Genomic DNA, 24,784 nt, shown 5'->3' on the forward strand with positions numbered 1-24,784 from the left:
CCCATCGACCTCTCTACGGCTTTCTAGAGGGGAAGCTAGAGAGCCGTAGAGAGTTGAAGTGAAGGTCCTCGATGCGGGAATCTACGCCTGTATAGCGTCAGGCCGATACAGGCGTAGATTCCCGCAGAGAGGCGTCGCCGGGGTCGTCGGCCGCGGCCACACGGCCGTCGGCGCCGACCACGACGGCGCGTACGTCGGAACGCCGGCCGCTGAGCCGCACGGCGAACACGACCTCCGCGTCCCCCTGGGTGGGGAAGACGAAGAAGCGCCAGCACAACTCACGCCACATGTCGGACGGCTCCTCCGTCAGCAGCGACCCCGCGTGGGTCCGCCACGCCGCGCTCGCCCGCAGGCGCGACAGCGCCCGTCCGGGCGGCATCGGCCGCTGCTCGCACGGCGCCCGGTGACGCAGGCGGGAGACGACCCCGTCGATCTCGGGTGAGCAGGCGAGCAGCAGGACGACACCCCCGCCGATCCAGGGCGCCGTCTCCGCGGTGACATGAGGCAGGCCTGTGACGCCCTCGGCCCCGGCGAGGGCCGCCATCGCGGTCAGCGCCGCGGCCCGGCCGATGGACCGCAGCCCGACCGGGGTGTCGCTCACGTCTCCGAAGCAGCCGCACCCCACGTCCGGCCGCCGCCTGCGCAGATCCCACAGGACGTACGTCGCCATGGCGAAGAACGCGGCCGGCAGCCACCGGGCGACCGGGTGATCCACGACCAGCAGACCGGCCGCCAGCGCGAACTCGACCAGGGCGCAGGCGATCATGGCGGGCCTGGCGAAGCGCTCCGGCATGAGCACCGCCGGACCGAGCCGGGCCAGCGCGCCCGGCGACGCCTCGCGGCCGACCGTGGCCAGCTTGGCGACGCCGCCCAGCGCCAGCGTCACCACGAGGATCGGCAGCGCGGCGGCCGCGATTGTCGAAAGCACCGGTCACCCCAATCCGACGCGGGCATTGAAGCAGCCCTTGGTCAAGTCTCCTCCGAGCGCGACGTACGAGGACGCGGTCAGTTCCACGATCCTGCCGCGCGGGGACGTGCCGCATTCCAGGCATCGGTCGCAGAACCGCCCGGCCAGGCACCCGCACGCGACGATCGGCAGCGCGTCCGTCCGGCCGTCGCACACGTTGCGTACACGCAGCAGCGAGCCCAGCGCGAGGTACGGCAGGCCCGCGCAGGAGACGCCGGCGTCGTCACAGCCGGTGTCCTCGCGCTCGAGCATGGGATAGGCGACACCCTCCGTGACGCCCTCGTCCGCGAGGTCCGTGAGGTCCGCCCACACCGCCGTGCCCGAGATGCCCGCCTCGCTTCCTCCGTACGTCACCGTGGGCGGGGGCACGGCCGTGGCCCGGTAGGGCGGCTGCGAGGTCGCCGGGAGATGCGCGAACGACGTGCCCTGGTCGAGCAGCCCGATCGCGTCGAACAGGAATCCCGGCTCCAGCTTGGGATGCCGCACCCGGATCCGTCCGGAGGAGCGGTAGGGCACGACGATGGAGCGTTCCCGGCGATGTGGACCGCAGTCGAGTTCGACGGTGAGGTCGCGCCGGCCGCGGACCTCTCGAATGACGCCGGTGATCCGGGTGATGTCGGCCCAGATGCGCTCGGCGACCGTGCCGCCGCGCAGCGCCCGGATGACGACCCGGGCTCCGGCCGGCAGATCGGCGGGCGCCACCGTGCCCCCGCGCCACGCGGTCGCCCACGGCGCGATCACCAGGCGCCGCTGCCCGCCATCGGCGGTCTCGAGGATGATCAGGTGCGGGCTCACGTCGAGAAGGTGGCCGCTGACCACGTCGAACGGCTCCGTCTCCTCCTGCGACCGCGGCGCGGGCCCGGGGTCGCGGCCGAGAACCGCCGCCGCCAGCTTCCGCCTTCGCTCTCCGGCCCGGTCGGGCCTCGCCCCCTCCACGCTCTCCAGCCTCACACGCCGGACGGGGATGGAGAGGCGTTTTTCCGGGCGATGGTGGCGTCCGGGATCAATATTCCTCCTCCCGGTGCAAGGCGTTGCCACCTGTTTCGGGCAAACCACCGCCCGACAGGACGTACGAAACGCGCGACGGGCCGCCACCGGCTTGCCCGGTCTTTGCCCAGGCGGGTGCGAAACCTGGATTTCGGTTCAGCCGGATCGGGGGGCGCGGCTGCGATTCTGGCACGAGATGCCTCTCTGGCCGGGTTGGTGATCCCTGATCGTGAACCATGAGGAGTTCCGCACGTACGTCCAGTCTCGCGGGGCGGCCCTGCTCCGTGTGGCCAACCAGTTGACCGGCAACCCCAGCGACGCCGAGGACCTCCTGCAGACCGCCCTCGCGCGTACGTACCTCGCGTGGGACCGGATCCGTGACCGGTCGTCGCTCGACGGCTATGTGCGGCGGGCGATGGTGAACATCAACATCTCCTGGTGGAGGCGGCGCAAGCTGGAGGAATACCCCTCCGAGGAGCTCCCCGACGTACCGGTGCAGCAGGATGCGCGGCACCGGTACGACGAGCTGGAGCAGGCGCTCGACCGCCTCCCCGCCAGGCAGCGTACGGCGATCGTGCTGCGCTACTACGAGGACATGACCGAGCCCGAGATCGCCAGGACCCTCGGGATCAGCGTGGGCACGGTCAAGAGCTCGGTCTCGCGCGGCATGGCCAAGCTGCGCGGCGACCTGGTCGTGCCCGACGCCCGCAAGCGGGTCAACTGACCGTCACCTCTCGCAGACCACGCCGTCATTGTCGCGGTCCTCGTACCACACGTACTCGGGGTCGATGCCGCGGTAGTACGGGCCGTATCCGTTGGCGTTCGCGTCCTCACAGGTGTCGTACTTGGGGTCGAGCGACCCGTTCGAAGCACTGGGGCTGGCGCTCGGGTTGGGGCTGGGAGTGGGGCTCGGGGAGGGCCGCACCGTGGCGACCGAGCCGGGAGTGGCCCCCTGCGGAATGGGCTCGAGGGAGTACGTCGTGCCGGGCGGGGCCGGAGAGGCGTCCACCGGCTCGATCGGCGCCGGGGTCGCGCCGCCTGCCCCCGGCGGGGGCTGGACGCTCTCACGCTTGTCGTACGTGTCGGCCGCCCAGCAGCCCGACCACAGTCCCAGCTTGTCGGTCTGCGCGCGCACCTGCTCCCAGTACTGCCAGTCCGTGTAGCTGTGCTCGGGGAAGGAGTTCACGGTCTGGGCCAGGCCGTTCCTGACCATGTCGCCGTTGACGTAGACGCCCTTGGGCGACCACAGGTAGATCAGGATGCGCCCCTGCTCGGGCACCTGCTCGGCGGCCCGGACCCACGCCGGCTTGCCGGCCGGTAGCAGGGCCTTCAGCCGGGCGGCCGCCTCCTGGGACCAGCAGGCGCCCTTGGCGGGGGCGTCCGCCTCCAGCAGGCCGATCCGTACGGTCCTGCCGCTCACGGTGACGACATCGGCGGTGTCGCCGTCCACGACCTTCTTCACGGTCACCTGGACGGCGTCCTTCGGCACGGTCTTCGGCCGCGGCGCCTTGGCCGTCGTGGTCTTCGTCGTCTTGGGGGCGGCCTTGGGGGTGATCGTCTTCGTGACGGTGACCGTCGGCTGCGGGCTCGGGTTCGTCGCGGCGGGTGTCTGCGTCTGGGTCGGCGAGGGCGTCGGACTCGCACTCGGGCTCGGGCTCGGGCTCGGACTCGCCGTGGCCGCGGCGAACGCGGAGGTGGAAGCGGCGACGGGAACCGCGAGGGCCGCGGTGGCGAGGACGGCGAGTGCGCGTGAGGGGAAACGCACGGGCGCTCCATGGGCTCGGGTACGGGGGACTGCGTCGGCTGTCGTGGAGCCGTTTCCTGGATTACGGAGTCCACCAGAAATCGATCGTTTACGCCAGTCCGTCCGGTCGGTTCCCTCGAATCACGTTCCGCCGGGACTCAGCCCGTCCTGGTCCGCGCCGTCCTGCTCGCCTCCCGTACGCCGGCGGTCGCGCAGGGCCGTACGACGTCGCGGATCACTCGCAGCGCCTTAAGGAAGTCGGCGAGCTGGTTTTCGGTCAGCAGTCCGGTGAACCAGGTCTCGATGTCCTCGATGTGCTGGGGAAGCACCGCCCGCAACCGTTCCGCCCCCGCCTCGCTCAGCACGGCGTAGGAGGCGCGGCGGTCGCTGGCGCAGGCATGCCGCTCGACGAGCCCGTCGCGTTCCAGGCGATCGACCACGCGGGTGATCCCGCTCGTGGACAGCGATGTCTGCGCGGCGAGGTCGCTCATCCGCAGCCGTCGAGCGGGCGAACGGGCAAGGCGGATCAGGGTCTCGAAGTCGACCTCGGAAAGTCCGGCGGCGGCCAGCGTCGGGCTGGTCTTGCTCGACAGCCCGGTGAAGACCTCCGCGAACAGGCCCATCGCCGTGAGCCGGGGGTCGTCGAATGGGTCCATGACCCAAGTCTACGGCACGATAGTTGACGCGAGGAATATTTCTCCGGTAGACATTTGCTGAGTGAGACATCCGCACAGCAACAATCTGGGGAGCAGTCATGAGCATCCGTGAGTGGCAGGGCCTGAAGGTCCCGACGGCCGGCGAGTTCGCGCTGGACAAGGCCCACACGCGCGTCGGCTTCGTTGTCAAGCACATGATGGTCAGCAAGGTCCGCGGCCACTTCGCCGACTACGAGGGCAAGATCGTCATCGCCGAGAACCCGCTCGAGTCCAGCGTGGACGTCGTCATCAAGGCGGGCACGATCGAGACCGGTGCGGCCGACCGCGACAACCACCTGCGGAGCGATGACTTCCTGAGCGCCGACAAGTTCCCCGAGATCACCTTCCGCAGCAAGCGGGTGAGCGACCTGTCGGGCAACGAGTTCACGCTCGTCGGCGACCTCACGATTCGCGACGTGACCAAGGAGGTCGAGCTCAAGGTCGAGTTCAACGGCGCCGCCAACAACCCGTGGGGTCAGGAGATCTTCGGGTTCGGCGCGGAGACCGAGATCGACCGCGAGGAGTACGGTCTGACCTGGAACCAGGCCCTGGAGACCGGCGGCGTCCTCGTCGGCAAGAAGGTCAAGATCGAGATCGAGGGCGAGGCCGTCCGCCAGGCGTAGCCTGTGCCGACGCTGAGGCGGGTTATCCACACTGTGTGCACAGCCCTTGTCCACATCCTGTGGACAAGGGCTGTGCATCGATCCAAACGCCACGCGGCGTGGATCTCCAGCACAGTGGGCGAACCTCACCCGGCAATCCGCTTTGCCGCCTTGGGCGATCGCCGGTACGCTGTGCTGAGCAACGCGCTACCAGGAGGCTTCGCCTAGTCAGGTCTATGGCGCCGCACTGCTAATGCGGTTTGGGTCTTAAGCCCATCCGGGGTTCAAATCCCCGAGCCTCCGCAGTTCAAAGCCCCTCTCGCTGGCTTCAGCGAGAGGGGCTTTTTGATCTCCACAGGGCCTCTAGTTGCAGTTCTAGTTGCAGTTGCCTTCAGCCTTCGGGTTGGGGGCGCTTTCAGTCCTCGCCCCACAGGGCCGCCCCCATGCGCTCGCTCGCGTCCTTCACCTGCGGACTGGCGATATGGGTGTAACGCTCGGTGGTCGTCACCCTCGCATGACCGAGGATCTCTTGCACGACCCGGATGTGGACGCCCTGCTCGACGAGGAGCGTCCCGGCCGTGTGTCGCGCGTCGTGGAGACGGGCTTCCCTGACCCCGGCCTGGCGGAGGAGCGCCTTCCACATCTTGTAGTCCTCGCTGCGCTCCATCGGCCGGCCCCGGCGGGTCGGGAAGAGAAGGTCGTGATCCTCCCAGAGTTCACCGGCCTCGGCGCGTTCGGCGTCCTGGCGCTGCTTGTGCTCACGGAGGATCGGAAGCAGCTCGGGCGGGCACTGGAGAGTGAGCCGACTGCGGCCCTTGCGTTGCCGAAAGACGATGCCGCCGCCCGTACGCTTCGGGCACCGGTCGGCGTGGCCGGTGCAGTCCTTCGCGCATGTGCGGGTCGGGCAGACGTGGCCGCGCTTTGTGCAGTCCTGTGGACAGCCGGGGTCGTGCTTGTGGACCTTGCACCGCGGCTTGCACGGCCAGCGGTGCCACTCCTTGCCGCACTCCTGCGGGTCGTCGCAGCCGTGCTTCCACGGTGCCCGCTGTGCCTGGTACCAGGCTTTGATCACGCCGGTTTCAAGGTCGACGAAGGACCACCGCAGACCGAGCGCTTCGCCTTGGCGAATGCCGAGGGCAAGGGCCACCGACCAGCGGGCCGCGTTCCGGCGCGACTTGGCCGCCTCGAGGATCTTGCGCGCCTCGTTCCGCGTCAGCGGCTCAAGGTCGGGATCGGCGGCAACCGGAGCGTCCACGAGCGTGGCGACGTTCCTGGTGACCTTGTTCCGGCGTACGGCGATCTTCAGGGCGCGCGACAGGATCCGGTGGACCTTGAGGACTGTGCTGGACGAACGGCCTTGTTCCAGCATCGTGGCGTACGCCTTATCCAGGTGCTCGGGAGCGAGCCGGTCGAGGCGGTGTCGGCCGAGGAGCGGGATGATCCAGTGGCGGGTCTTGGACCGGTAGTCGTCGAGGGTCCGGGGCGCCATCTTGCCCGACGCCACGAGACGGTCACAGATCACGTCGAGGTATTCGGTCATCCATTCCGCGACGGTCGGGACCTTGCCCGGCTTGGCGACGTGCCCGGTCTCGCGCTTGCCCTCCAGCTCGCGGACCTTGCGCGTGACCTCCGCCTCCGTCTTCCCCATCCGGTGACGGCGGTCAGGGGAGCCATCCGGCTTGAAACCCACGGTCACCCAGCCGTGCCAGTAGCCGTCCTGGCCCAGGTAGATGGACGATCGCCCGTTCGGTTTGCGGTCGGCCATCACGCCGCCTCGTTCAGACGGCGGGCGAACTCCTGAAGGGCGTCAGCCGGAACGAGGCGGTATCCGTCGTACTTGACCGAGCGAAGCTCACCGGTCTTGATCAGCCGGAAGACCGCCGTACGGCTCATGCCGAGGACGACCGCCGCATCCTTGGGTCGGTAGAAGAGTCTGTCCATCACGCTGCCCTCCCTTCAGGTGCCGAAAGAACTTGTCCGTCTGCCTCGGCCTGGAGCCGGTCCAAGTGGTTACGCCAGCGCTGGCGTTCGTGGACCGACCGCAGGAGCCGGACGCCGATGGGGGCGAGGTCAGGGTCACCGGGCTTGACCGGTCGCCAGATGTAGCGGTGAGGGTCGACCGGCTCGTCTTGGACGCCGAGGGCTTCCAGGACCCAGGTGCGGCGGTCCTGCTTGTGCTCGGTCAGGGTCTTGTTGGACCACTTGCGGGACACCAGGACGCGACGGCCCGCGTAGCCGAGGTGATCCGGCTTGTGCGCCTTGCCCCTGCATCGCCCAGGGGCCATGCCCGGCTTGGCGCCCTTGGGCTGGACGCCGTAGCGAAGCCAGTTCGGGCAGGTCGGCGAGCACGGCTCGAACCGCAGCGCCTCCAGCAACCGTTCCGCATGAGCCTTCCGACGAGGATCATCCGTGCCGAGGGCATCGCCGAGGCTCTTGGTCAGATACTTCGAGAGGTACTGGATGAGCTGGTCGGCGTCCGGGGTTCCGGCGAGCACGCTCTGAATGTCGAGCTGGTCGCCGAAGCGGAGCACATGCAGGGGTTCGGCGTCCTCGTCGGCGTCGAGCTTGTCGAGGGCCTGTTCCCAGGTGGGTAGGACTTCCCCGGTGGTGGGGTCGAGGTAGCCGGCCCCGTCCTCCCATACCGGCAGGTGGTCACCCTCGAAACGGATCGTGTCCGTCGAGGGCCACCACACTTGGTGGTAGGTGGCGGCGATGATCTGCCGCAGTTCCGCACGGGGCAGGGTGCCGCGGATCGCCATGTGCAGATGCGGCGCGAGCCGCTTCTGAGGCTCGACGATGGCGAAGTACTGCACGTCATATCCGGCGACCCGGCGGAGGTTCTGCACGAAGCGGTCCACGAGCTTGGAGAAGTGCAGCGCATCGCGGGCCGCCCGCGCGTAGTCGTACCGGCCAGGGTCCAACGGCGCACCCTCCAGCACCCGCCCGTAGGAGGGGAGGGTGAGCGTGACGAACATGGAGGGCCGGTAGGTCTTGCCGTCCGAGCCGGTGAAGGTCCGCCCGAGCGTGGTCTTGGTCATCTGCCGCTTGGGCAGGTCCGGGGCGTCCTGCCGCCGCTTCGTCGAGCGCGAGCGCTTGCCGGAGGTTCGGCCGAGGACGTTGCCGCGCATCCCGGCGGCGTTGATCTCCTCGTCCAGGTCCTCGATTGCGGCGTCGAGGTCGGTGGTGTCGCCGCCGGCCTTCTCGACCTCGTCCCGCCAGGCTTGGGCGTCGGCCCGCAGCTCCACGAGGTGACGCTGATACTCATCGGCGTTGTCCGGGAGGTTGACCGGCTCGGCCTCCAGGTGCCAGCCCTCCCGGCACTGCGCCCTACGGAGTTGCCGGTTGCGCTTGGCGCACGGCGGGCACTTGCTCTCCAAGGTGGCCCCGCAAGGGACGTCGATGACCTCAACCTGTCCCGTGACGATGTCCTGCCGCCGAAGCGGAACCGGCCGGATGCACACCCCGTACTGCTTGGCGATCTCTTCCACGACCTCACGCGCCAGCGGTTGAGCCATGCGGACGGCGCGGGGAGTGGAGCGGTCGTTGAGCCGAGCGGGGGAGGTCGGCTGGTCTCCCCCGGCCTGCTGGGCGTCGATCAACTGTCCTCCTCTGCGGTCTCGGGGATGGTGAGGGCGGTCTGGCCGCATTCGTGGCACTCGATCAGGCCGCGGAGGGGGTCGAGCCACAGGACGTTGAGCGCGCCGCAGATGGAGCAGCGCAGCCCGTCGAGGAAGTGCGCCAGGCCAGTCATGCCGACCATCCGCCGTACTTGTCGTCCTCGCTGGCACGTGATCTCATCTGCGCACTCACAAGCGACGGCCGGGGAGACTCACAAGGATGATTTGGGCGGAATCGGTCGGAGGGCCTTTGGCCCTCATAGAGACGAGTTCGGTGGGCGAGTGGACCGGCTACGAGGGGGATTACGAACGCGCCTGCGCCGTCGACTTTGTCGACGTGATTCCGTTCGGCCGAGACGCCCAGGCGCTCATCTTCGGAGACGAGCCGGCCGCAACTGCTTTCCTGCCTGAAATGGACACGTTCGTGCAGTGGATGTACGCCGATCCTGGAGTCGATGTCATTCGGGCGCTGGGGACGGTGACGGATGCTCGATGGGAAACGGGGCCGATCTTTGAGATCTCCGGCCCACTGGTTCTCCTGGATGCAGCTCTGCCGGGAGCCGATGTAACTCTCGATCAACCCAGGCAAGACGGCTTCGGAGCAGAGGCGCTCAGCATCGACATCACTCCGGGCCGGTATCGGGTCGAGTCGGCCGATGTGCAGCCTGACGAACACACGTGCTTCCGTCTGCACCGGTTCGTCAACGAGGGCGAGTGAAGGAAGCATCAGCGGTCTCCCTCGCTGCCGTACTCGGCGACCATCTGCCGAATGTCGGCGTCGGAGACGTAGGCCGCCCGGACCCGGATGGGATCGGGTGAGGTTTCGAGACGGACGTAGCCGACGCCCGCGCCGAGCTCGGGGATGGGTGAGATGTGGTCGGCGAGTGCGCCCCGGTCGCGTGCGCCGTCGCCGAGGACCATGTCCACCTGTTCGGACTCATCGAGCCGGAGCGCGATCTTGTCCGGGAACAGGTTGCGGATGTTCATGACCTCCTTGCGGGGGTCCTGAAGCGCGGCCATCACGCCGACGCCGACCGCCCGGCCCTGCGTGGTGAGCGTGGCCAGGGCCGCCGTGATGCGCTGCCGGAGGCCCTTGTCCGACTGGTAGGCGGTCAGGAACGCCACTTCGTCCACGAGCACCAGGACGAACGGGTCATCGACGGTCGGCGTGTGCGAGCGCTGGAGACCGGCGAACCGGTCGGCCCGCTCCTGCATTACCGAAACCGCCTCGTCGAGCAGGTCGGCACACTCCTTCGGATCGGCCGCATACCTCGCACCGAACAGCGTCCGCCCGAAGGACAGCTCCATCCGCTTGGGGTCGAGTGCCCAGACCTGCACCAGTCCCGCCCGCATGGCGGGGAGCAGGCCGCGGATTGTCGACCACAGCCACGAGCCCTTACCGGCCCCGGTCGCGCCCGCGATCAGGACGTGTGTGCCGTGGACCTTGAGTCGGTAGGGCGTGCCGTCCTCGCACCGGCCGACCTCCACCGGCCCAACCGTTGCCACCTCTGGAACGGGTACGGCGGGCAGGGGTTCGGCGAGGGGGTCGCGTCGGGGGAAGGTGAGCACGAGCCGCCCGGCCTTAGCGACGGCGACGCGGCAGGAGGGGGAGCCGAAGCCATGGGCGAGGTGGTCGGTGCGGTCGGCCCAGTCCTTGACGGCTTGCCCGGACAGCATGCGCACGGTGACGCGGTCGGCCCAGCCGTCGCACTCGACCCGGAGCAGGCGGGGCAGGTAGTCGCGGCCCTGGAGGTGACGGCCGAGCCCGGACACGATCATCACGGGTTGCCAGTGCCGCCGGTAGATCCAGAACCGGCGCCAGAAGGCCAGCAGCCGCCAGCCGATCCAGCGGGCGAACGATGCCCGGTCGGCCAGCACCCACCCGAACAGCAACGAGCCGGGGACGGTGAGAGCGGCCACCGCGGCGGGCCAGCCGTACCGGACCCAGATCACCCCGGGCAGGGCGAGCACCGCCACGGCGATGGGGTGGACGAGGAGTGTACGGACGAGACCGGCGACCAGGCGGCCGAGGAAGACCAGGACGGTGAGGATCGCCGGGGTCTGGACGACGGCCGGTTTGAACACGACCGCCGTGTCTGGAGTAGTGGACACGAGGTTGCGGACCTCGCCACCGGGAAGGCGCTTGAGCATAAGCTGAACTCCTCTTCTCTTGATTCGCAGTCAGGGAGAGATCGAGGGGCCGCCGGAAGTTGCCGCTTCCAGCGGCCCCGCTTCGTGTCAGGCCGCCGAGTCGCGGGCCTGGGCGTGTTCGGCGTGCAGACGCTCGCTGTCGGCCAGGTACCGGGCGGCGGCGTTGAAGATCTGCCGCGCGACCTCCAGATCCTCCGGGGTGACCGGTCCGGCTCCGGTGGTCGAGACCGTCACGTCCGCTTCGTCGGACTCCAGGACCAGGTACGGCCGCCCGGACTCCAACACCCGGGCACGCGCCCGGGTGAGCGAGGCGTAGAACGAGATGCCGATGCGGGGCCGCTGGCCGGGGTTGATCGACATCGACACGTGGGTGTAGGGGCCGTGTGCCATCACGCCACCCCGCGACCGTTGGCCAGACCGTGAAACCGCCGCTCGACCGACCGGGCGAACGAGGCCGCCTCGCGGGCGAGCTGCCGGGCGAACTCGACATCGGCCGGGCTGACCTGGTCGCTATTCGAGGTGGTCAGCAGCACCGAGGCCGAGCCGAAGTCCAGCGCCAGCACCGGCGTCCGGGCCGGGTAGGGCATGGTCTTGGCCGAGGCCCCGCCCCCGGTGTTGAGGCTGATCACGGCCGAGGGCCGCACCGTCCGCCGCCCCATCACGCCGCGTCCTTCCCAGCCGTATTGGACTTGCCGGCCGAAGCCGAGCGAGGAGCCCGCATCACCCGAGCCGAGATCGAGTAAGCCAGCCGCCCCGTCGCCTGGTGCACGTACGGCTTGACCTCCAGCCCCTCGAACTCGGCCGGGGCCAGCGGCACACCCGGCAGCGACGGCGGGACGACCGGCTGAACCTCGGCGAGGATCTTCACGGTCACCGTCTTCTGCGCGGCCTTGAGCGAGGGGTCGGCGTCCATCACCGGGACCTGCCAGACCGGAAGCCCGGTCACCTTGTCCTTGGCCTGGGTGTCCCGCTTGGCGTCGAAGTCCTTCGCCGCCGTCACCTCCCCCACGACGTAGCAGCCGTGCGGGAACAGCAGCTCGAAGCTGATCGGGATGGGTCCTTGCAGTGCCATCGTTCACCACCTCCTTGTCGACCCCCCTAGACAGTGATGGTCGGTCCGCAACGGGAACTGTCTAGGGGGCTATGCGGAAGACGGTAGCAGAGCTCACAGCAACTGTCTAGGGGGCTACTCAAAGTCTGATAAAGAAGGTGACCCACCCCTTACGTCGCCTGCTGGGTGTCAAGCCAGATGATTGAAAGCAGGCGCAAGAAGCTTGGAATGTCTCAGGTGTGCCGCGCGTGGCATGTGAGCGGCCGCTAGGCCGAGAGGGCCCGGGCCTACGTGACCAACCAACCCGGAGAGTGCACCTGCTCTCTGGCTAGCTAGAGACGCTTAATGGCTGGGGTTACGGGGGTCGGAAGTCCAGGCCGGTCTTGGCGAGGAAGCCGGTGACGAGGGCAGGGCGGTACTGCATCCGTTTGAGCCGGTTCTTCACCAGGGCGATCAGTTGGTCGACGGTGCGCATGGCGAGGTTGGCCAGGCTCTTCTTCATGTGCGCCCACACGCCCTCGACCGGGTTGAGCTCGGGGGCGTAGGCAGGCAGGTAGAACACCGTCAGCCACGGGCGGGCGGCGATCAGCCGTCTCATCTCAGCCGAGGTGTGGGTGTTCAAGTTGTCCCACACCACCACCAGCGGCCCGCCGAGCTGCTGATGGGCGGCGTCGAACAAGGCGGCGTAGTCGGCCTCAGAGAGCCCTCGGCGTTCGCCCTTGCGCCCGCGATGGGTCCGCAGCCGGTAGATCAGCCGCGGCCGCGCCTGTGGGGTGCCGGGTCGGGCGGCGATCAGGCCGGCGACCGACACGCGTCCGGTGCCCTTGACCGGCAGCGACACGATCGGGGTGTGCCCCTTGCGGCCCCAGGTGCGACCTTTGGGAGACCTCAGGGTCTGCCCGGCCTCGTCTTCGAAGCACAGCCACGCACCCTGCTGCGCCGCCACCCTTTTATGATCGGCCACTGCTCGTCCCTCCAGGCGGCGATGGCACGTTCATCGCGTTCGGCGGCGCGGCGACTGGGGGCCTGCCAGCTCCAGCCGAGGCGGTGCAGCAGGTAGCAGACCCCGCCCACGGTGTAGCTCACGTGGAACAGGCGCCCGATCACCTCGGTGATCCGGGCCAGGGTCCAGCACTGGTCGTCCCAGCCATAGGCGATCGGTCCTTCCTGAAGGGTCTGCTCCAGCCGGGTGAGCTGGGCGTCGTCGAGCTTGCAGGCCGCCCCGCCGGCTCCTTTGGAGGCCAGGGCCTCGCGGCCGCCGTTCTCCAGCGCCCGCCGCCACCGGTTGGCCGACATCCGCGACACCCGAAACTCCCGCGCGACCTGGGCATCACTCGCGCCGTCGGCAAACCGGTCCGCTGCTTGCATCCTCACCTGCTCGCGGCGTAATCGCTGCTCGGCGGTCAAGCCACCGCCCTCGGGATACCTCATGCACCCCAGGTAGCACCGCTACGACCGGCCGCCAGCTCACGCCGAGGTCAGGCCATATAACCCTCACCATTGAAGGTCTCTAGCTCGTTGTCTATCGCTCCCCCGATCGGTCTACCGGCCGATCTTGCACCCGATCGCCCGGGCGAGGCTGCGCGCAGGAAATCGCATCCCTACTGTCTGTCCGGCCTGGTCGCCGCATCACCGTCGCGCGACCAAATCACCTAATTGAGGCCGTCCATTCGAGTGCGCCCTGCACCTGAAGGGGGAGATCCTCGGCAGGAATCGCTGTGACGATTCTCACAGTAATGGCTTGAAACATCTAGTTCACGCAACATTATTTTCGCCAGCGAACTGCGAGGATTACAAATCGTATCAACATAACTACCTTTTCTCCTAACTGGCTATACCGGTACAAGTCAAGATCTGTGCGGCAGGCATTCGGTGAGGCAAGGTATGGAGCGTGCCGTTGATCGCGCCCGACCTTGGATGCATCTTCATCACCAAGTCAAAGCGTGATCCCAACTCGGGGGTTAATCCCTCACCATCGAAAGGATTCAGCTTGTCCGTTTTCACACGCCTCGCTGTCGGTGCAGCCGGTGCCGTTGTCGCGGCCTGGGCAGTTGCGGCTTCCCCTGCCTCCGCGCAAGTCCTCACCTCCGACCCGGTCTCCCCCAACCAGGCCTACTCCGCCCAGGCGGTCCCGCCCGGTTGCGCCGCATGGATCGACTGGTATGCGGGTCGCGGCCGGGGTCACCTGAACTGCGAGGGCAGTGGTCGGGATGTGCAAGTCACCGTCGCGTGTGGCGACGGCAGCGTCAAGCGCACTGTCGTCGGCTACGAGTACGCTCATGCCGATTGCCCCACGGGGCTGGGCGCAATTGCGGTGAGTGGCAAGTACGCCTGAGCTAGGAAGCGTTCCTAGTATGATGAGCCAGGCAGGTGACAGCCTGGCTCCTCGCCAATTCCTAATAATTTTCCCGTAACAGGTAGTTTTTTCCCAGCCTGGCATCTGGAGTGGTGTCTTGAAGGGTGCCAGCACGAGCAGCTAGACGGCAGACACGGGTCACTGTCAACGCGAGACCATCATCTCATCACAGATGGCCGCGTACTTTACCACACAGGGCGCTAGCAGGAGTTGGAGTTTCTCGCACCGACTGTAGGCGTTCCCTCCCGCAGATTTATAGGTGCTGCCATTGATCGCTAGCATGAGCCGGATGGCTAGATCACAGCAAGTACTGAAGCCAACCAGGAAACGTCTGACATGGCTCGACGCACTACGCGGTATCGCTGCCCTGACAGTGGTCTTTGAGCACACCCTCCAGCCGTTGTTACCCGAAGCGCGGCTCCCGGTGAAAACGGCCTTCGACCCCGGCTGGTATGGGGTGATGGTGTTCTTCTTGGTCAGCGGGTACATCGTGCCAGCATCCTTAGAACAGCGGGCCAGCTTACGGGCCTTCTGGATTTCCCGCTTCTTCCGCCTGTACCCGCTGTTCGGAGTGGCGGCGGCGGCCATGACTCTCCTGGCGGTGCTCGGGTGGGACGACCTTCACATCTGGTGGAAGTCCCGGCCTGCCTCCCTCGCCCTGGGCCACCTCACGATGCTCCAGAACCTGCTGTACATGCCCAACTTGATCAACGTCCTCTGGACGCTGTCCTACGAGATGGCCTTCTACCTGCTGCTGACGGCAATGTTCACGCTCGGTATCAACCGAAGAAGCACCATCAGTGCACTCGGCTTCACCGCAGCGGCCCTATTAGGCTCGGGTGCCCTGCCCGTCACCCTATTATCTGCTGGCGGGCCTGGCCGGATGCTGACGGTCACCCTGGTGGTGACCGCGCTGATCACAGCGGGCTTGGCCGCTGCCATCATGGGCTCGGGCACACTGCGGCAAGCAGGCGCGATCGTCATCGGGCTCACCGTGCTGATACTCCTGGCAGTCAACCAGAGCTATCCCGGGCCATGGCAAGGGTTGCTGATCCTGGCCACCATGTTCGCCGGTACAGCACTGTATCGGGCAGAGCAGCGCCAGCTCTCCTGGAAACAAGCGGGATGGGTGGCCTGGGTCCCGCTGGCGGGGATCTGGCTGGCACGTGATGATTTCGGCACACAGATGGCCACAGCCGCCGCTTGGCTCACCTTTATCGCAGGGCTGGCGTTACGGCACCGAAGGATGCCGCGCGTACTCGCATGGCTGGGGCTGGTCAGCTACTCGGTTTACCTCCTCCACCCTCTACTGTTGGAGAGCGTCGAGTGGTTCTGGCCGGAGCCATTGGACGTACCCCTAATCCTGCGCGTAGCAGCTCTAGTGTGCGTAGTGATGCTGCTGCTCGGGCTTAGCGCGCTGACGTGGCGTTTCGTCGAAGCCCCTGCACAACGACTGGGTAAGCGCCTCATATCATCGGACCGGACACCGCAGCAGAGCCATGGATGCACCGCAAGGCTGCCGTGATGTTGCCCCGGTTCTGTTGGCACCTGATCGCTTTGGGACGATGTGTCTCGGGACATGTTCACAAGTGTCGATGTTAAGAGCTCTCTTTCTCCCCTCCCGGCTGGCCGTCGAACATAGCCGGCACTCGTCACGGATCAAGGGCGCCTGCGGCGTGGCTATGCGATCGAGGCTGCGCCCGCCCCTTGACCCGTTCCTCGCTGCTCCGCTCCTTTCTCCTTTTCGCCCCCCCGGGAGGGGAAAAGGGGGACACCCACACCGCCCCGCGTCTCCCGGGCGCGCATCCCTTCGGCGCCGCGCCTTGGAGAGATCACCACGCGGCAGGCACAGGCACACCTCGACGGCTCGACCGGGCAGGCCCTCGCCGTACAGCTGCCCTCGACTGGTCGGGCCCGGCATTTCCGTGAGCCGACGGTGAGCGATGAGGACAAGCTCGCCGACTGCTGGCCACCAAGATCTACCCAGTGAAGATGTCGCGGGATCGGCTGCGCGGCGCGCTGCCGCGAAGACAGGATCGAGCCGCCGAAGACGACCCGGATCGAACGCGTGCTGGGCGCGACCGAGGCGATGTTCGAGGAGAACTTCACCGCCACGACCGTGGGCACTGATCGTTCGAGTCAGCCGGCAAGCTGGAAGAGTTGATCGTCGCCAACGTTCCCCCGGCTGACGTCCCAGTCGCCGGAGAGGATGCCCCATGACCCAGTGCAGCCCTTTCACACCAAATCAACAACCGAATCTGCGCCTGGTCCCAGCCCCTGCCGCCTCACCTCCTTGCAGGTGAAGGACGACGTACCCTTCGCGTTCCATCACCAGCCTGTAGCCGCGAGCCTGCAGTTCGGCGACGTCGGCCCGCTGTTCCTCAACCGACTTAAAGATCGGTTGGCGCGAGGCCACATCGGCCACGATCCATGGAGCTCGGCGTGGCATAGGCCGCCACATGACCACCTTGGTCCTGGCCGAGAGGTTCGGTCCGACCTGATTGGCGGCCTCGACCAAGACCCCGTCAGGAACAACCGCGACCGCCGCGGCAGCCGCGTCCTCGCGTGCGCCACTTCGATACCAGGCCGGATCGAAGACATCGCGCAGAGGGAAGGCCGCCACCAGCCCGAGGCTGAGCACAGCACAGGCTGTGGCCCAGGTAAGGCCCAGACGCCAGCGAGACACCTCTGCCGTGCCGCGACGCTGTTGGAAACGGTCGATCGCGTCGATGGACGCGCAGAACAACGCCATGACGACCGCGGAGTTGTAGTGGTAGCTGGTGCCCCACCAACCTGGTTGATCGGTGGCCAGCATCCGTTCCAGGATGAGCATCGTGGGCGGCAGCGCGTACGGCGACAGCAGCGGCACGAACAGCACAAGCGCCAGCAGCAGCAACATCGTCTGCACCTTGACGCCCGGTGAGGTGAGCACGGATAGGACATCCAGCGGACGGGTGAAGAACCGGGTGACGACCTCCCCCGGATGTGATCCGAGGCCACTGTAGTACCAGTAGCGGCCTGACGAGCCGCCGAACGCCGGGATGATGATCTGACTCGTCACCCACACCGCCACGGGGCCGAGCACGACCATGGCCGCCCCGATGAGACGCCACGACGGGCGGAACAGCAGGGCCAGGCCGAGACCCGCGACGAAGAAGCCCAGATCCTCCTTGACCAGGAGGAGCGCGGCCGCCGAGACGATCACAGCACCGCGCCGACCGGCATCGAGCCGTTCGAAGAGCACAGCCGTCAGCAGGGGTACGAAGGCGTACTCGTGAAAGTGGAAGGCCGCAGCCTCGGCTATCGGCCACGACAGCAGGTAGGCGGCGGCGACCAGGTAAGCCGCAGGCGTTCCTAATCGGCGTCGGCTCAGCCGCCACAGCGGGATGGCCGCGACAGCAAAGAGGACCGCCTGGGCGACGATGAGGGTCTGCGGGCCGTCGTAGATCCAGTACAGGGGCGCCAGAACGGCCAAGATCGGAGAAAAGTGGTCACCCAGGATCGTTACCGCCGTGCCGATCTGGTTCCACTGATCTTTGACAAACGAGCCAGGAGCCCCGAAGCGGGAGTAGCCACGGACCGCCTGGTCGAAGATCACCAAGTCATAGATGCCAGTACGAAAGCGCGCATACTTAACCAACCCTAAGATCGCGTAGGCTGCCGCCGCAGGAATCAGACATGCTAAGGGCCATATACGCCGCATTTCGATCATGGTAGAAGGTCCACAAGCGACTTGTATCGCAGATCGCGTCGCCAGTCGCTCTTCCAGCTAAAAGCTAGGCGTCCTAAGCTACGCCGGCGGGACTGAGCGGCGGCTTGATCTCTCCGATAGAGAGAGGGCGCACTCGTCTGACCGAGAGTGCAAGTGGAGCAATCGAGCTAGCGCTGTTGCATGGCGAAGGCTGTAGTGCCTCAACGGGTCATGGCTGCCGTGCACGCGGCTGAAACGGCGGTGCGTGAGCTGCGTTCAGCAGTGATTGCGGCGCACCGCTGCTGATCACGAGCCCGCTTGTCGCGAGGCGAGTTCTATGTGAGCTGCTGTTGCATCGTCGTGGGTCTTGCTGCGTGGCCAGCGCTCGCCATGCGGGTCAACTCGCTCGGCCGTGCGTACTCGGCGCATCAGCTCGGCCGGTCCGTCCTGTGCCAGAACGTTGAGGAGTTGCTGCCAGGTGGTGAGGTGGTAGCGGTTGACGGCGTCGGCGGCTCCGTCGGTGAGCAGGGCCGCGGCGTGTACCTGGTTGGTGGGGATGGTGCCGGTGAGGGCTTGGTCGGCGGCGAGGGGGTCGGTGGATGCGACCCAGAAGCCGCCGTCGCGGTTGCGGTAGGTGCCGAGGGTTTCGACGTACTCGCGGCGGGCTTCGGCGTGCTCGTGTGTGCCGCCGCGCAGGCTGTCGAGCCGTACCCGGTGGGGTGCGGCGACCTGTTCTAGCCGGTCGTCGCAGATCACGATCGGCTCGGACGTGCGGGTGTCGAGGATGAGGGTTGAGTCGCCGAGGACGAGCCAGTCGAGGTGGTCGGCGGTGTGGCGGAGCATGATGACGGTGGCGGAGGGGGAGCCGCCGTGGGCCAGGTCGCAGGTGAAGTCGTGCAGTGAGGTGACATGCTTGATGCCCTGGGCGAGGAGTTCGGGCAGGGGGCCGGCGCTTTGGGTCATCTCGGCGAGCAGGGTGGAGCCGAGGGTGTGGGAGTACCACCGCACGCTGTGCGAACAGGATGAGGTGACACCTGGGGGGATGCTGGCGCCGTCGAGCAGGACGACGGCGTCGGCGGTGGCGCCGATGAAGTCTTCGTTGGGCCGGTCGGGGTAGGCGGGTTCGCTGGCGAAGGCGACGCGCATCAGGTGTCCTCGTGCCGGTAGAGCGGGCTGGCCAGTTCCGCCCGCACTGGTTCCCCGCTTTGCGGGTCGTACTCGACGCCGACCACGCACGAGAAGCGGCGGTCGCCGACCTGCCCCCACAACGTGGCGATCTCATTGGCGAGCAGGTGGATGACGCCGAGGGAGCCGTTGGGGTGGATCCCGGCGATGGCCAGGAACGACCCGTTACCGTCCGGGCGGGGCAACCGGCCGAGGAAGGCCGAGTCGGCCGGCTGCTGCGGGTCGAGCTGGGAGCCGGACCGGTACTCGCGGCCGGTGCGCGTGTCGACGAGCTTCCAGCCCTTGTCGTCCCGGTCCCAGCGGATGACCGGGTCGGCGTCGTACGCGGTGCGTATGGCATTCGACATGCGGGGGCCGCAGATGACGAGCAGGCCGGGCCGGTTGAGGTCGATCTGCCCGTCCACGGTGACGTTGTCGGTGGCGACGGTCAGGCCGAAGGTCCGGGCGAGGTCTTCCAGGCGCTTGCCGGCGCGCATGTCGTCCAGGGCGACCATGGAGCGGCCGGTCGCGGCGTCGTGCCGCAGCGGAGTCACCACGGTTACCGACCCAACGCCGAGGAAGGCGCCCTCGGGGGCCGGGCCGGTGTGGCGGATCTGGTGGATACGCCCGCGGGACAGGCCGGCCTTCTCGGCGATCTGCGCATACGACATGCCCTGGGCGTGAAGCTCTTGGATGACGCGGCGGCGGAGCCGGGCCAGTTCGGTGACTTCTTGCTGGGCGGCGTTGAGCCGTTCGGTGGCGACCCGGAGCAGCAGGTAGGGATCGTCGATTGCGGCGATTTTGTCCAGGTCGCTCGGTGGCACGGTTCCTCCTCGGTGGTGCTCACCCGAGTCTAGGCCCCTAGACGAAATGCCGTCTATCCCTCTTGACAGTACGGTTTTGGCGGGTTTGCCGGTCCTTGGGTCCACAGCCCGGATCGCCGAGCGCCGGTTGGGGACACCGCGCGGGCTCACCGAGCCATTCCCGTCAGCAGGGCTGCCCAGATGTCACGCGCCTGGGCGATGGGCCAGCGGTGGGTCTCGCGGATCTCGGGTGCGTCCTCGTTCTGGAGGGTGCGCCGGATGAACCCCTGTCCGCCTGCCTGGCACAGCTCATAGACCATGGCCAGGCAGTCGCAGGTCCAGGCGAGCGCGCGCACCCGCGCTCCGTCCGAGGGTTCGAACCATTGCAGCTTCATGGCCCCGGGTTGCCGGCGATCAGGGATGTGCGGGCTCACGCAGGTCATGGCCGGGCCGTTGCCTGTGCGGCGGCGGCGATGGGGTCGACCTTGAGCAGCGCCCAGACGGTACGGCCAGCCTGGTTGCCGTACACGCCCCAGTTGTCAGCCAGGGAGGCGACCAGCAGCAGGCCGCGCCCGCCCTCGTCGTCACTGGGCCGGACGAGCCGGGGAAGGCCGGGGCCGCCTTCGTCGGCGACGCCGAGCCAGACCTGATCAGGTTCGGCCTGGATGCTGACGATGAACTTGCCGCCGAACCGGGCCGAGGCGGTGTGCCGGACGGCATTGGTCGCCAGTTCGCTCACGATGAGTTCGGCCGACTCGACGACCGGCCAGGCTCCGAGGGTTGTGGTGATGAAGCGGCGGGCTTCGGTGACCGAGGCGGGACGGCCGAGGAAGTGCCGGGACAGGCGCCATGCGGGCATGGGACACGCTCCGTCGTATAGGGGGCTAGACATCCCTTCGACTGGAGCGTATGACCAACGCTAGAAGTATCTCAAGGTATACGACGTATAAATGCGTCAGTCATCGAGCTGCTTTGCCAGCTCTCGGAAGTCCGCTGCGATCTCACCCAGTAGCGCCCGCAGGTCGTCCCCGTACACCGCCGCCCCTGCGAATGCCTCGAACGCCTCTTCATGAGCGCCTATCTCGGCCGCTTCGATCAGCGTGAGATCTCCGGTCAGGCTCTCCACCACACTCATAGACCCGTCGAAGATGGTGAACCCGTGCAGCGGGAAGGCGGGGGTCTCTGTCTTCCACGGCACGACGCCGAGCCTGACATGCGGCAACGTCGACACCTGGGCCAACCGATCGAGCTGCGCCAGCATCAACGACGGCGACCCCGGCCAGGTACGCACCGCGCCCTCAGTCAGCACGAATGCGAACCGCCGGCCCTCCTCGAACAGGACCGCTTGAGCATCAACCCGTACGGCCGCGGCCTTGGCCGCATCGTCCTCATAGACATCGCGGCCGATCGCCAGCGCCAGCCGCGCATACTCCGCTGTCTGCAACAGCGCCGGAATCATCGACGAGGAGAAGACCGCCAGCCACTTCGACGAGCGCACACGCGCAGCGTTCGCCGCCTCCCGACCGGCAAGCCCACCTTTCAGCCGCGACACCTCGTCACGCAGCCGCACGAGCAGCGTGTCCAACTCCCGCCGCGAGTCATTATCAAGCTGGAGAGCCGCGGACAGTCGCTCCACCGTTTCCACCGTCGGCAAGAGCCGTCCTGTCTCTATCCGTGAGATCGTCGGCTGCGCCACCCCTGCCCTTCGAGCCAGTTCCTTACCCGTTAGCCCCGCATCCTTGCGTAGCCGCCGCAGCAGCTCGCCCAACTCTCGCAACCGATCCTGGCGATCCCTCACCTGCACGTTCTACCACGCATAGTCCGTACAGTTCCGGACAGCTTGAGGAACTATGCGACGCCCCAAGGTGGACTCAAAGCGCACCGCAGGACAACCATGCGTCATGCTCACACGTCACATCACAGGGGTAACGATAGGAGGAAGGGAAGCGATAGGTACTTGTAGATATCTATATGAACGTTATATTGGGTATGGGTGTGTCTGCCGCTTAGGAGACAGATGCGATTCGAGCAGCGCATGTTCGCGAGACTCAAGTTCTTGGAGAAGCTTGCAGAGCTCAGCGAGAACGCGTTCGAGAATTTCTTTCAGGACCTAATGTGCGCTCTCTACCCAGATTTCGTAGATGTGCGCACACATGGCAACCTGGGAGACCTAGGTGCAGATGGCTTAACTCTACACGATCGCCAGCTATATGCCTGCTATGCCCCATCAACGTTTGATGCATCCGCTATCGAGCTCAAGTTTAAGTCCGACCTGCAGAAGGCAATCAATAAGCGCTCTGGACAGTTCGACACCTTCGTCTTTGTTCATAACGATATGCGTGGCACGCATCCTGAAATCGCAGCCATGTTGGCGGAGGCGCAGCGCGCGCATAAGCCTCTCAATATTGAGATCATGGGCCGGAGGCGTCTATGGCAGAAGATCATGAAACTAGACCTCGCCGAGGTAGAAGACCTGCTAGGGTGCCCCATACCTATCACTGATAGTATTTACGGCATCGGCATGGAGGACTTGGAACCTCTATTAGATCATCTCAAGACAGCGACGGTATCTCCAGATCCTCTCCATCGAATTCCGCAAGTAAGTGAAGAAAAGTTAGATTACAACGAACTCGATGGAGACAGTCGCGAGAGCTTGGTCAAGGCAATGAAGAGTACTCACCTCATCGATGAGTACTACGACCTCCGTATTATGGAAATTCAGAGAAAAGAGGTCGCCGAAGGATTTAGAATCTATTATCAGCAGGTGCGTGAAGCGTGGACTGCTGCGGAAGATATTCTCTGGCAGCTTGAAATGTATGTACTAGGAAACATGCGCCATGATCCGCGAACACACCGCGCAGCCCAGGTTATTCTTGCATACTTCTTTGAGCGCTGCGACATTTTTGAGCAGCCGCCGGCAGATTGGCGCCCCTCTACCACATCTGGCGATGCGACATGATAGCTCCGACTAAGGATATAGCCCCCGACCGAGCGTTATTGAGCGTGGGAGCTCAAGTCTTACAGCAACTAGGTGAGCCCACAACCGTAAGTCAGGCCTGGTTCAAAGTGAAGGCCTACCGGCACGAGTTGGGCTATAAAGCGCCTATCTCCTTTGCGTGGTTCACCCTTGCACTGGACATGCTATATGCGTTAGGCATGCTGGAACTCCGAGATGGCCTTATCTTCAGGAGGAGGGTCGATGCTTCGTAGTCTAGGGGCAAGTGACCCCCGCTTTAAGACGCTGGAGTTTCAGCCTGGGATGAACTTGCTAGTCGCTGATACTACGCCTAGCTCTGCTAACACAGACAGCCGAAATGGGGCCGGCAAGTCCAGTGCAATTGAGCTGCTGCACTTCCTACTCGGCGCTAGAGCCGATCGGCATATGGCGACTCGCAAAGCCCTCAAAGACATAACCTTTCAACTCTTCATGGACTGGCGTGACGCTCCATGGCTAGAAGTCCGCCGAAGAGGTTCGAACCCCAACGTCGTCTCTTTGAATCCTGACGTCTCTACCCAGGAAGCAGGCCAGCTCAGCTTAGGGCCAGCACAGGTACCGCTTCAGACATGGAATAGGCTGCTCGAAGCCAATCTATTCGGCCTGCGAGGCGATCATCCCCACGTGAGTGGGCGCGTGCTTCTATCTTTCTACATGCGACGTGTAGCCAATAATGCTTTTAATGAGCCTATACGTGTCCATTCGCGGCAGGCGGAAGTAGAGGCGACGACTAATCTAGCCTATCTATTAGGCCTCGATTGGAAACTCGCTTCGCAGTATAGAGAAATCGCCGCTAGAGAAGCAGCGCGACAGCAGTTAAAGAAAGCCATAAATGACCCCGTTTGGGGGCGCATCGTCGGTAACTCCGCTGATCTCCGAGGCCAAATCACACTAGCGGAGGCCCGCGTAGCAAGGCTTGAGGAACAGATAAAGGCCTTTCGTGTCGTACCGGAATACGAGAATCTTAAGAACCGTGCAGATGAGATTGCGAGGCGGATTCGGAGTCTATCAAATCAGGATGTTGCCGATAAGCGGAATTTGGAGGATATCGAGGCCGCCATTAGAGAAGAGAAGGATGTCGATGTCCGTTATCTGGAGCCAGTGTATCAAGAATTAGGAGTTATTCTTCCTGGCCAAGTGCGGCAGCGCTACGAAGACGTGCGGTTGTTCCATGAATCGATCATCCGAAATCGTCGACGCTATCTCAGTGAAGAAGCAGCTGCAATTCGTGAACGTCTAGCTGCCCGTAAAAACGAGAGGGAGAGGTTGGGCTCGGAGCAAGCGCAAGTGCTCCGCCAATTGAACGAGGGAGGGGCGTTAGAAGCGCTGACAACTCTTCAGCGAGTCTATGCCGAGGAACAGGCTTCGTTGGATGCCTTACAGAACAGGTTGGCTGCAGCCCAAACATTAGAATCGAGCGCGCGGCAGATAGCTGCAATGCGCCTTGAGTTAGAAGACCGCATGACTGCGGACCTAGAAGAACGTCAAGCGATCATTAGTGAGGCTACATTACTGTTTGATCAATTTGCGAAGGAGCTTTACGGTGAAGAGCGAGGCGGGTATCTGGCGATCAATGCGGGACGCAGTAGCTTGAAGATCTCTCCCCGCATTGATAGTGACGATAGTCGCGGTATCGGCAATATGGCGATTTTCTGCTTCGATCTCACCGTAGCGGTAGTCGCTCATCGGCATGGGCGAGGACCTGATTTCATCGTCCATGATAGTCATCTATTCGACGGGGTCGACGATCGGCAGTTGCGAGCGGCCCTTGAGTTGGCGAACTACGTCGCTGTTACAGAGGATATGCAATATATAGCGACGATTAATAGTGACGATCTAGATAAAGCGATCAATCGCGGCTATGACCCTGACGGAAAGCTATTGAGGACTCGCCTCACGGATGCCTATTCCGATGGCGGCTTGTTTGGCTTCAGATTTTAGCCGAGTTCTCTGTGTTCTCT

28 protein-coding genes and 1 tRNA gene are annotated in these 24,784 nt (G+C 65.5%); 9 read left to right on the plus strand and 20 right to left on the minus strand.

Annotated elements, in window-relative coordinates:
* Nucleotides 1-97: 97 nt before the first annotated feature.
* Both Msi02_RS14955 and Msi02_RS14960 read right to left on the minus strand, forming a co-directional pair.
* Nucleotides 98-928 carry a MauE/DoxX family redox-associated membrane protein gene (locus Msi02_RS14955; protein ID WP_204048912.1) on the minus strand — a complete coding sequence of 277 codons (831 nt, stop codon included), beginning with the start codon at nucleotides 926-928 and terminating at the stop codon, nucleotides 98-100.
* A 3-nt stretch (nucleotides 929-931) separates the two neighbouring features.
* Complete coding sequence (locus tag Msi02_RS14960; protein WP_204048913.1) at nucleotides 932-1,903, minus strand: hypothetical protein; 972 nt, start codon at nucleotides 1,901-1,903, stop codon at nucleotides 932-934.
* A 274-nt stretch (nucleotides 1,904-2,177) separates the two neighbouring features.
* Here Msi02_RS14960 and Msi02_RS14965 point away from each other — a divergent pair, with 274 nt between their 5' ends.
* Nucleotides 2,178-2,678 carry a SigE family RNA polymerase sigma factor gene (locus Msi02_RS14965; RefSeq protein WP_079320105.1) on the plus strand — a complete coding sequence of 167 codons (501 nt, stop codon included), beginning with the start codon at nucleotides 2,178-2,180 and terminating at the stop codon, nucleotides 2,676-2,678.
* Between the two features lie 3 nt (nucleotides 2,679-2,681).
* Here the strand turns inward: Msi02_RS14965 and Msi02_RS14970 are convergent, their stop codons facing one another.
* Both Msi02_RS14970 and Msi02_RS14975 read right to left on the minus strand, forming a co-directional pair.
* Nucleotides 2,682-3,719 (minus strand): thermonuclease family protein, encoded by a 1,038-nt coding sequence (locus tag Msi02_RS14970; protein ID WP_204048914.1) that lies wholly within the window; start codon nucleotides 3,717-3,719, stop codon nucleotides 2,682-2,684.
* A 137-nt stretch (nucleotides 3,720-3,856) separates the two neighbouring features.
* On the minus strand, nucleotides 3,857-4,354 hold the full coding sequence (locus Msi02_RS14975) for a MarR family winged helix-turn-helix transcriptional regulator (RefSeq protein WP_079320103.1): 498 nt from the start codon (nucleotides 4,352-4,354) through the stop codon (nucleotides 3,857-3,859).
* 98 nt (nucleotides 4,355-4,452) lie between these two features.
* Between Msi02_RS14975 and Msi02_RS14980 the strand changes: the two genes are divergently transcribed.
* Nucleotides 4,453-5,016 carry a YceI family protein gene (locus Msi02_RS14980; RefSeq protein WP_204048915.1) on the plus strand — a complete coding sequence of 188 codons (564 nt, stop codon included), beginning with the start codon at nucleotides 4,453-4,455 and terminating at the stop codon, nucleotides 5,014-5,016.
* Between the two features lie 192 nt (nucleotides 5,017-5,208).
* Nucleotides 5,209-5,298, plus strand: a tRNA-Ser gene (locus Msi02_RS14985).
* Nucleotides 5,299-5,410: 112 nt separating this feature from the next.
* Here Msi02_RS14985 and Msi02_RS14990 read toward each other — a convergent pair.
* The 4 genes from Msi02_RS14990 to Msi02_RS15005 all read right to left on the minus strand — a co-directional run bounded on the left by Msi02_RS14990 (nucleotide 5,411) and on the right by Msi02_RS15005 (nucleotide 8,746).
* Complete coding sequence (locus tag Msi02_RS14990; protein ID WP_204048916.1) at nucleotides 5,411-6,760, minus strand: tyrosine-type recombinase/integrase; 1,350 nt, start codon at nucleotides 6,758-6,760, stop codon at nucleotides 5,411-5,413.
* On the minus strand, nucleotides 6,760-6,936 hold the full coding sequence (locus Msi02_RS14995) for a helix-turn-helix domain-containing protein (protein WP_239108427.1): 177 nt from the start codon (nucleotides 6,934-6,936) through the stop codon (nucleotides 6,760-6,762). Before Msi02_RS14995 ends, Msi02_RS14990 begins: the two co-directional genes overlap by 1 nt.
* Nucleotides 6,936-8,510, minus strand: coding sequence for a replication initiator (locus Msi02_RS15000; RefSeq protein ID WP_204048958.1), 1,575 nt, complete (start codon nucleotides 8,508-8,510; stop codon nucleotides 6,936-6,938). Before Msi02_RS15000 ends, Msi02_RS14995 begins: the two co-directional genes overlap by 1 nt.
* 80 nt (nucleotides 8,511-8,590) lie before the next feature.
* Nucleotides 8,591-8,746, minus strand: a complete 156-nt coding sequence (locus Msi02_RS15005) for a hypothetical protein (RefSeq protein ID WP_204048918.1) — start codon at nucleotides 8,744-8,746, stop codon at nucleotides 8,591-8,593.
* An 86-nt stretch (nucleotides 8,747-8,832) separates the two neighbouring features.
* Here Msi02_RS15005 and Msi02_RS15010 point away from each other — a divergent pair, with 86 nt between their 5' ends.
* Entirely contained in the window at nucleotides 8,833-9,330 is a 498-nt protein-coding gene (locus tag Msi02_RS15010; protein WP_204048919.1) for an Imm21 family immunity protein, read from the plus strand.
* Nucleotides 9,331-9,338: 8 nt separating this feature from the next.
* Here the strand turns inward: Msi02_RS15010 and Msi02_RS15015 are convergent, their stop codons facing one another.
* The 6 genes from Msi02_RS15015 to Msi02_RS15040 all read right to left on the minus strand — a co-directional run bounded on the left by Msi02_RS15015 (nucleotide 9,339) and on the right by Msi02_RS15040 (nucleotide 13,245).
* Entirely contained in the window at nucleotides 9,339-10,763 is a 1,425-nt protein-coding gene (locus Msi02_RS15015; protein WP_204048920.1) for an FtsK/SpoIIIE domain-containing protein, read from the minus strand.
* 87 nt (nucleotides 10,764-10,850) lie between these two features.
* Nucleotides 10,851-11,153: a hypothetical protein gene (locus Msi02_RS15020; RefSeq protein ID WP_204048921.1), complete on the minus strand. Its 303-nt coding sequence runs from the start codon at nucleotides 11,151-11,153 to the stop codon at nucleotides 10,851-10,853.
* Nucleotides 11,153-11,425 (minus strand): hypothetical protein, encoded by a 273-nt coding sequence (locus tag Msi02_RS15025; RefSeq protein WP_204048922.1) that lies wholly within the window; start codon nucleotides 11,423-11,425, stop codon nucleotides 11,153-11,155. The genes Msi02_RS15020 and Msi02_RS15025 overlap by 1 nt, the downstream gene beginning before the upstream one ends.
* On the minus strand, nucleotides 11,422-11,835 hold the full coding sequence (locus Msi02_RS15030; RefSeq protein ID WP_204048923.1) for a plasmid replication, integration and excision activator: 414 nt from the start codon (nucleotides 11,833-11,835) through the stop codon (nucleotides 11,422-11,424). The genes Msi02_RS15025 and Msi02_RS15030 overlap by 4 nt, the downstream gene beginning before the upstream one ends.
* 334 nt (nucleotides 11,836-12,169) lie before the next feature.
* Nucleotides 12,170-12,760, minus strand: coding sequence for a transposase (locus Msi02_RS15035; RefSeq protein WP_239108422.1), 591 nt, complete (start codon nucleotides 12,758-12,760; stop codon nucleotides 12,170-12,172).
* On the minus strand, nucleotides 12,703-13,245 hold the full coding sequence (locus Msi02_RS15040; protein ID WP_204048924.1) for a winged helix-turn-helix domain-containing protein: 543 nt from the start codon (nucleotides 13,243-13,245) through the stop codon (nucleotides 12,703-12,705). The genes Msi02_RS15035 and Msi02_RS15040 overlap by 58 nt, the downstream gene beginning before the upstream one ends.
* Before the next feature lie 460 nt (nucleotides 13,246-13,705).
* On the opposite strand from Msi02_RS15040, the gene Msi02_RS15045 reads away from it, so the two are divergent.
* Both Msi02_RS15045 and Msi02_RS15050 read left to right on the plus strand, forming a co-directional pair.
* Nucleotides 13,706-14,149, plus strand: a complete 444-nt coding sequence (locus Msi02_RS15045) for a hypothetical protein (RefSeq protein ID WP_204048925.1) — start codon at nucleotides 13,706-13,708, stop codon at nucleotides 14,147-14,149.
* A 310-nt stretch (nucleotides 14,150-14,459) separates the two neighbouring features.
* The gene (locus tag Msi02_RS15050; RefSeq protein ID WP_204048926.1) at nucleotides 14,460-15,695 is read left to right on the plus strand and encodes an acyltransferase family protein; all 1,236 of its coding nucleotides are present in this window, start codon (nucleotides 14,460-14,462) and stop codon (nucleotides 15,693-15,695) included.
* Between the two features lie 720 nt (nucleotides 15,696-16,415).
* Here the strand turns inward: Msi02_RS15050 and Msi02_RS15055 are convergent.
* The 6 genes from Msi02_RS15055 to Msi02_RS15080 form a co-directional block, all read right to left on the minus strand.
* On the minus strand, nucleotides 16,416-17,882 hold the full coding sequence (locus Msi02_RS15055; protein WP_308441806.1) for a DUF2079 domain-containing protein: 1,467 nt from the start codon (nucleotides 17,880-17,882) through the stop codon (nucleotides 16,416-16,418).
* Between the two features lie 285 nt (nucleotides 17,883-18,167).
* On the minus strand, nucleotides 18,168-19,007 hold the full coding sequence (locus tag Msi02_RS15060; protein ID WP_204048928.1) for a protein phosphatase 2C domain-containing protein: 840 nt from the start codon (nucleotides 19,005-19,007) through the stop codon (nucleotides 18,168-18,170).
* Nucleotides 19,007-19,849, minus strand: a complete 843-nt coding sequence (locus Msi02_RS15065; protein ID WP_239108424.1) for a sigma factor-like helix-turn-helix DNA-binding protein — start codon at nucleotides 19,847-19,849, stop codon at nucleotides 19,007-19,009. The genes Msi02_RS15060 and Msi02_RS15065 overlap by 1 nt, the downstream gene beginning before the upstream one ends.
* 146 nt (nucleotides 19,850-19,995) lie before the next feature.
* Complete coding sequence (locus Msi02_RS15070) at nucleotides 19,996-20,223, minus strand: hypothetical protein (protein ID WP_204048929.1); 228 nt, start codon at nucleotides 20,221-20,223, stop codon at nucleotides 19,996-19,998.
* 44 nt (nucleotides 20,224-20,267) lie between these two features.
* Entirely contained in the window at nucleotides 20,268-20,687 is a 420-nt protein-coding gene (locus tag Msi02_RS15075; RefSeq protein WP_204048930.1) for an ATP-binding protein, read from the minus strand.
* Nucleotides 20,688-20,783: 96 nt separating this feature from the next.
* Nucleotides 20,784-21,596 (minus strand): helix-turn-helix domain-containing protein, encoded by an 813-nt coding sequence (locus Msi02_RS15080; protein WP_204048931.1) that lies wholly within the window; start codon nucleotides 21,594-21,596, stop codon nucleotides 20,784-20,786.
* Nucleotides 21,597-21,845: 249 nt separating this feature from the next.
* Between Msi02_RS15080 and Msi02_RS15085 the strand changes: the two genes are divergently transcribed.
* The 3 genes from Msi02_RS15085 (at nucleotide 21,846) to Msi02_RS15090 (ending at nucleotide 24,764) form a co-directional block, all read left to right on the plus strand.
* Nucleotides 21,846-22,787, plus strand: coding sequence for an ABC-three component system protein (locus Msi02_RS15085; RefSeq protein ID WP_204048932.1), 942 nt, complete (start codon nucleotides 21,846-21,848; stop codon nucleotides 22,785-22,787).
* Entirely contained in the window at nucleotides 22,784-23,038 is a 255-nt protein-coding gene (locus Msi02_RS44275; protein ID WP_308441807.1) for an ABC-three component system middle component 6, read from the plus strand. Before Msi02_RS15085 ends, Msi02_RS44275 begins: the two co-directional genes overlap by 4 nt.
* 217 nt (nucleotides 23,039-23,255) lie before the next feature.
* Nucleotides 23,256-24,764, plus strand: a complete 1,509-nt coding sequence (locus tag Msi02_RS15090) for an ABC-three component system protein (RefSeq protein WP_239108425.1) — start codon at nucleotides 23,256-23,258, stop codon at nucleotides 24,762-24,764.
* Nucleotides 24,765-24,784: the final 20 nt, after the last annotated feature.

The organism is Microbispora siamensis, from assembly GCF_016863095.1.
Classification (GTDB): domain Bacteria; phylum Actinomycetota; class Actinomycetes; order Streptosporangiales; family Streptosporangiaceae; genus Microbispora; species Microbispora siamensis.